The 5,139-nt window shown below is 42.7% G+C and carries 1 protein-coding gene; it reads left to right on the top strand.

The annotated features are described in order from the left end of the window. Positions 1 to 384: 384 nt before the first annotated feature. Positions 385 to 5,139 (top strand): beta strand repeat-containing protein (locus tag ACLI1A_RS19470; protein WP_411410369.1); only part of this gene is annotated, 4,755 nt, incomplete at its 3' end.

Here is a 5,139-nt window from a genome sequence, read left to right on the forward strand (position 1 = left end):
CGGTAAAGTAACCAAGCGTATAGTACACTAATAAAAGTGTTAAAAAAAAACGCTTTTTAACACTTTTATTTTATAATTATTTAAAAAGCAGCGAATTAATTCGCTGCTTTTTGCATTTAATTAATTAAAGTAGTAGTGTAATCTGACTTTTTTAAGAAAAAAACTTAAAAAAAACATCGATTAAAAGCCAAAAAAGCGGATTAACTACATGTTAAAAAACTTGAAAAAATAAGATTATTCTTTTTAAAAAGGGCTATTTCTTTTTAAAAAATTAACAAACACCCCCCGTTAAAACGTTTTCATTGAAAATTCATCATAAATTATTATGACCGCGTTAACAAATTGTCAATTTCATTAAGTTTAGCACTTTGAAATCTTGTACAAATGGAAAAAATTTACGCTAATGTTCCCCGCGCCACAATTTTGGCGAGGTTACGGGGGTATGCCGGACAGCCATATGGATCGTCCGGAAACTTGTCAGAGCGAACCCGAACCTGGGTGGCGCTTTTACTATTTTCTGTGTTTAGCATTGCTGCTAACGCACAAACTCCACCATTAATTGTAGGCGCAAGCAACATTACCGTAAACGGTGCTACAATAAACTGGGTACAAATCTCTGGCACAACCTACACTGTAGAAGTGTATACCGACAGTGCGTACACCAACCTATTTAGCCAATACACGAATTTAACGAGTGGAAGTGTTGATGTAGAAAGTACTACTTCAGGTGCTACTTATTATTATCGTATATCAGCAACAGGAGGCACTACTTATACTACTGGCAGCTTTGTGGCTGTTAATGGTACCAGCCCGCTTATAGCAACAGGATATAACCAGGACGTTGTTGCTAACGGCACAGGTGTTACGGTACCTGCCACTACTACAGCCAGTGTAGATAACCCTACAGGATATTCTTATCATGTTAATGGTTTTCAAGGTGTAACATACGGTTTACCACAAAACAGATCGATTACTTATAGTGGTGTTAACTATTTATTACAGCCCTACTGCGACCCTACCAATAATGCGAACAACTACAGCAATGCCTTAAGGCTGGCAAGTGGTACAGCAGGCCTTAGCGGTACACTTACACTAGCCAAGCCCGTTAAGCTGCAAACGCTTTACTTGGCTGAAGTAGCCGGTGGAGGAAACGCCATAGTAAACGTTACTGTATTGTTTGACGATGGCTCTACACAAACTACTAACAGCATTACCTTTGGTAACTGGGATGGTACCGCACCTACGGCAACACCTGCTATTGTAGGCAGTTTGGGCCGTGCAAACCGTAGCTCTAGTGCTACTACCGGTGCTACTTCTACAGGGAACTTCCAGCTATTTCAGCTTACTATACCAATCGAAGTGGCTAACCAAACAAAATATGTTACCGGTGTAACGATTACTAAAGCAGATACCAGCAACGTAGCTAACATATTTGCCGTATCGGGTAAAATGGTAGACAACTGTGCTACTGCACCTACTGTAACTGCAGCTCCTGCTTCATCAACTTCAGCCTTATTTAGCTTTGCAGGAGGTTCATGGGGTTTAAGCGGCGGTTCATTTACTCTTGAAGTATACACAGACAGTGGATACACTACCCCGGTTACAGGATCGCCTTTTACAGGTATAACCACAACGAGCCAGACTGTAAGTGGTCTTACCTTGGGTACTACTTATTATTACAGGGTAAAGTCTGTTAACGGTACTTGCGATTCTGGTTATGTAACGGGTAGCGTAACTGTACAATATTGTACACCTACTGTTACATCTACAACTTACAATATAACATCTGTTGTAACAACCGGTGCTTATAATAACATTAATCACTCGGGCGGAACTGCCGCAGGATACAACAACTACACATCTTCATTTGCAGCAAAAGCGGCAGGAGAATCTTTTAACTATACAATTGTAAAAAGTTCTACTTTAGCCAAAGGTGTTATTTATGTAGACTGGAACCAGGATCTTGACTTTGATGATGCAGGTGAAACTATGGCTACCAATGCCAATGGTTCTACCACCTGGACAGGAAGCATTACTATACCGGCGGGTACTGCCATAGGCGACTACCGCATGAGGATAAGGACAACTTATTACAGTGGGTACACTCTTGCTCCTTGTGGCGCTATTTACTATGGTGAAACAGAAGATTACACTATTAAAGTAGTAAACACAACACCATGTACTACACCTGATGTAGCTACTGGTTTAGCTTTAAGCGCTATAACTACTACCGGCATGACGGGTACTATAACTCCGGCTGCTACTACTCCTACCGGTTATCTTGTAGTACGCAGTACTTCTTCTACACTTAGTGCAGCACCTGCTAACAACACTATTTATAGTGCAGGAGCTACTTTAGGAGGTGGAACAATTGTATATTCAGGCACTGCTGCTACATTTACAGCATCGTCTCTGAACTCTAACACAAACTACTACTTCTTTGTATATTCATACAATTACGATAGTAGCTATACCTGCCTTGGCCCGGTATACAGCACCACATCGGTTTCAGCCAATAAGGCTACCTGTGTGGCAGATCCGCTTGCTGTAGGTGCCAGTAACGTGAAAAACGACCAGGCTAACCTTAACTGGACCTCATCAATAGGTGGTGGCTCAGCTGCGGTTACTTACGATGCTGAATTATATTCTGACTCAGGATACACTACACTTGTAAGCTCATCTACAGGCATTACAGGTCTTCAGTATGCTGTTACAGGCCTTACAGCAAACGCTACTTACTATTGGAGGGTTAAAGTAAACTCTGCCAACTGTACTAACGGAACATGGGTTACCGGTAACTTTGTGGCACAAAACAGTTACACCCCTATTGATGTTTCAGGTTATAGCTACGACGTAATTGCAAACGGTGTAGGTGCCGCTGTAAACTCTACAACAAATGCTGTAGACGACGCTACATCAACCGGACTTTCGGGTTATGCTTATATGTCTAACGACTATAAACTGGATCTTACAGCAAGTGCCATAACTTATGCTCTTCCGCTTAACCGTGTTATGAACAGCGCGGCTACATCTGGCCTTAAGTTCTTCCTTGGAGATTACGACTCTAACAACAGCCTTAAGCTGGGAGCACAGAACGAAACAGGTTTACTTACCTTTGTAACACCTGTAAAACTTACAGACATCTATCTTGCTGTAACCGGCGGTAGTGGTGCTCCTACTATGGAAATTACCGTAAACTTTGAAGACGGTACTTCTCAGTCTCCGGTAACCTCGGCTACATTTACAGACTGGTATGGTAGTGGTACTACAGCCGTTCCTGCCCTAATAAGCAGCATAGGCCGTGTAAACAGGAGTAATGGTGCCCCTGAAACAGGAGCTTCAAAAATATTCCAGGTTACTATCCCTATCCTTGCGGCTAACCAAGGCAAAAAAGTGGTAAGCGTACAGCTTAAGAAAACCTCGTCGGCTACAGGTTATGCAAACATGTTTGCAATATCTGGTAAAGCGATTGGCGACTGTCCTACCATGAATAGTGCATCAGGCCACGGTAACCCTGGCTTTACAACCGGTACAGTAGAATGGGTACTGGGTAACCCGGGTGGTACTACTGCCAGCGCAGTAACATATACTGTAGAAGTATACACTGATGCAGCTTTTACAACCCCTATATCAGGCTCTCCGTTTACTAACGTAAGCGGTAGCTCATACACATTTAGCGGCCTTAGTGCAGATGCTACCTACTATTACAAAGTAAAAGCAGGTAACGGTATTTGTGAATCAGGCTATGTAACAGGAAGTTTCTATAATGGATACTGTACACCTGCTTCTACATCATCTACCTATTATATTAGCAACTTTGCTACTACCGGCGGATACACTAACATCTCTAACACTTCGTCTGGATATTCAACAGGTGGTTATGGTAACTTTACTGCACAATCACTAAGTGCGTCTACAGTAACTACTCCTATAGGCTTCAGCGCTTCTTTCAGCACTGGTACTTATGGCATGTCTATATGGGTAGACTGGAACAACGACCTGGACTTTGCAGACAGCGGCGAACAGGTATTTGTTTCATCAGGATACAACTCGTCGTATAACTCAAGTTTTGCCATACCGGCCGGTACAGCTGTAGGTAACTACAGAATGAGAGTACTTGCCGATTATTACAGCACTGCACCGTCTAACCCATGTGCATTTAGCGCATCTGGCCCTTACGGTGAAGCAGAAGACTATACGCTTCAAATTGTAGAAGCTCCGGCTGCATGTGAAACACCGGCTACAGTTGCAGACCTTTCGCTTACGCCATCGAGCAACAGCATATCAGGTACTGTTACTCCAGATGCTTCTACACCTACAGGCTACATTATTGTACGCAGCACAGCAGCTACACTATCAGCAGGACCTGTAAATAACACATCGTACGCTGCCGGTGCTTCACTTGGCGGAGGTACAGTAATATACAACGGCACCACTTTAACATTTAACGATACCGGCCTTAGTGCAGGTACTAACTACTACTATTATGTATACGCATACAATAATGGTGGCATAAGCTGTTCAGGCCCTGTATATGGTGCTGCTTATACTTCTAACAAGTCTACCTGTACAGGTACACCGGCAATAGCAGGCGCAAGTAACATTAAAAACAACCAGGCCATAATCAACTGGGCAAGCGTACTGGGAACTAACGTTACCTATACTCTTGAAGTATATACAGACAGTGGTTATACTTCTGCAATAAGCGGTTCTCCGTTTACTACTACAGCTATTAAGTATGCCCTTACCGGACTTACAGCTAACCAAACGTACTATTTCAGGGTTAAAGCAGCTGCCGATGGCGTATGCGAATCGGGTTATGGAACCGGTAGCTTTGTAGCACAAAACAGCTACACTCCTATAGATATTACCGGTTTTAACGCCGACGTAATTGCTAATGGAACTGGTATAGCTAACCTTTCTACTACTAATGACGTAGACGGTGTAGGCAATGCTTATATGTCTCTTGATTATAAAAACTCAAGTACTGCTTCGGCTGCTACTTATGGTTTACCTGTAAACAGGTTACTTACAAGCAGCTCTATATCAGGCCTTAAATTTATAATCCCGGACTATAACGGAAACAACTCGTTAAGGCTAAACGGTACTACCCCATCGGGTACCGTAACCCTTACTACG

It is taken from the genome of Flavobacterium sp. RHBU_3 (assembly GCF_046613565.1).
Classification (GTDB): domain Bacteria; phylum Bacteroidota; class Bacteroidia; order Flavobacteriales; family Flavobacteriaceae; genus Flavobacterium.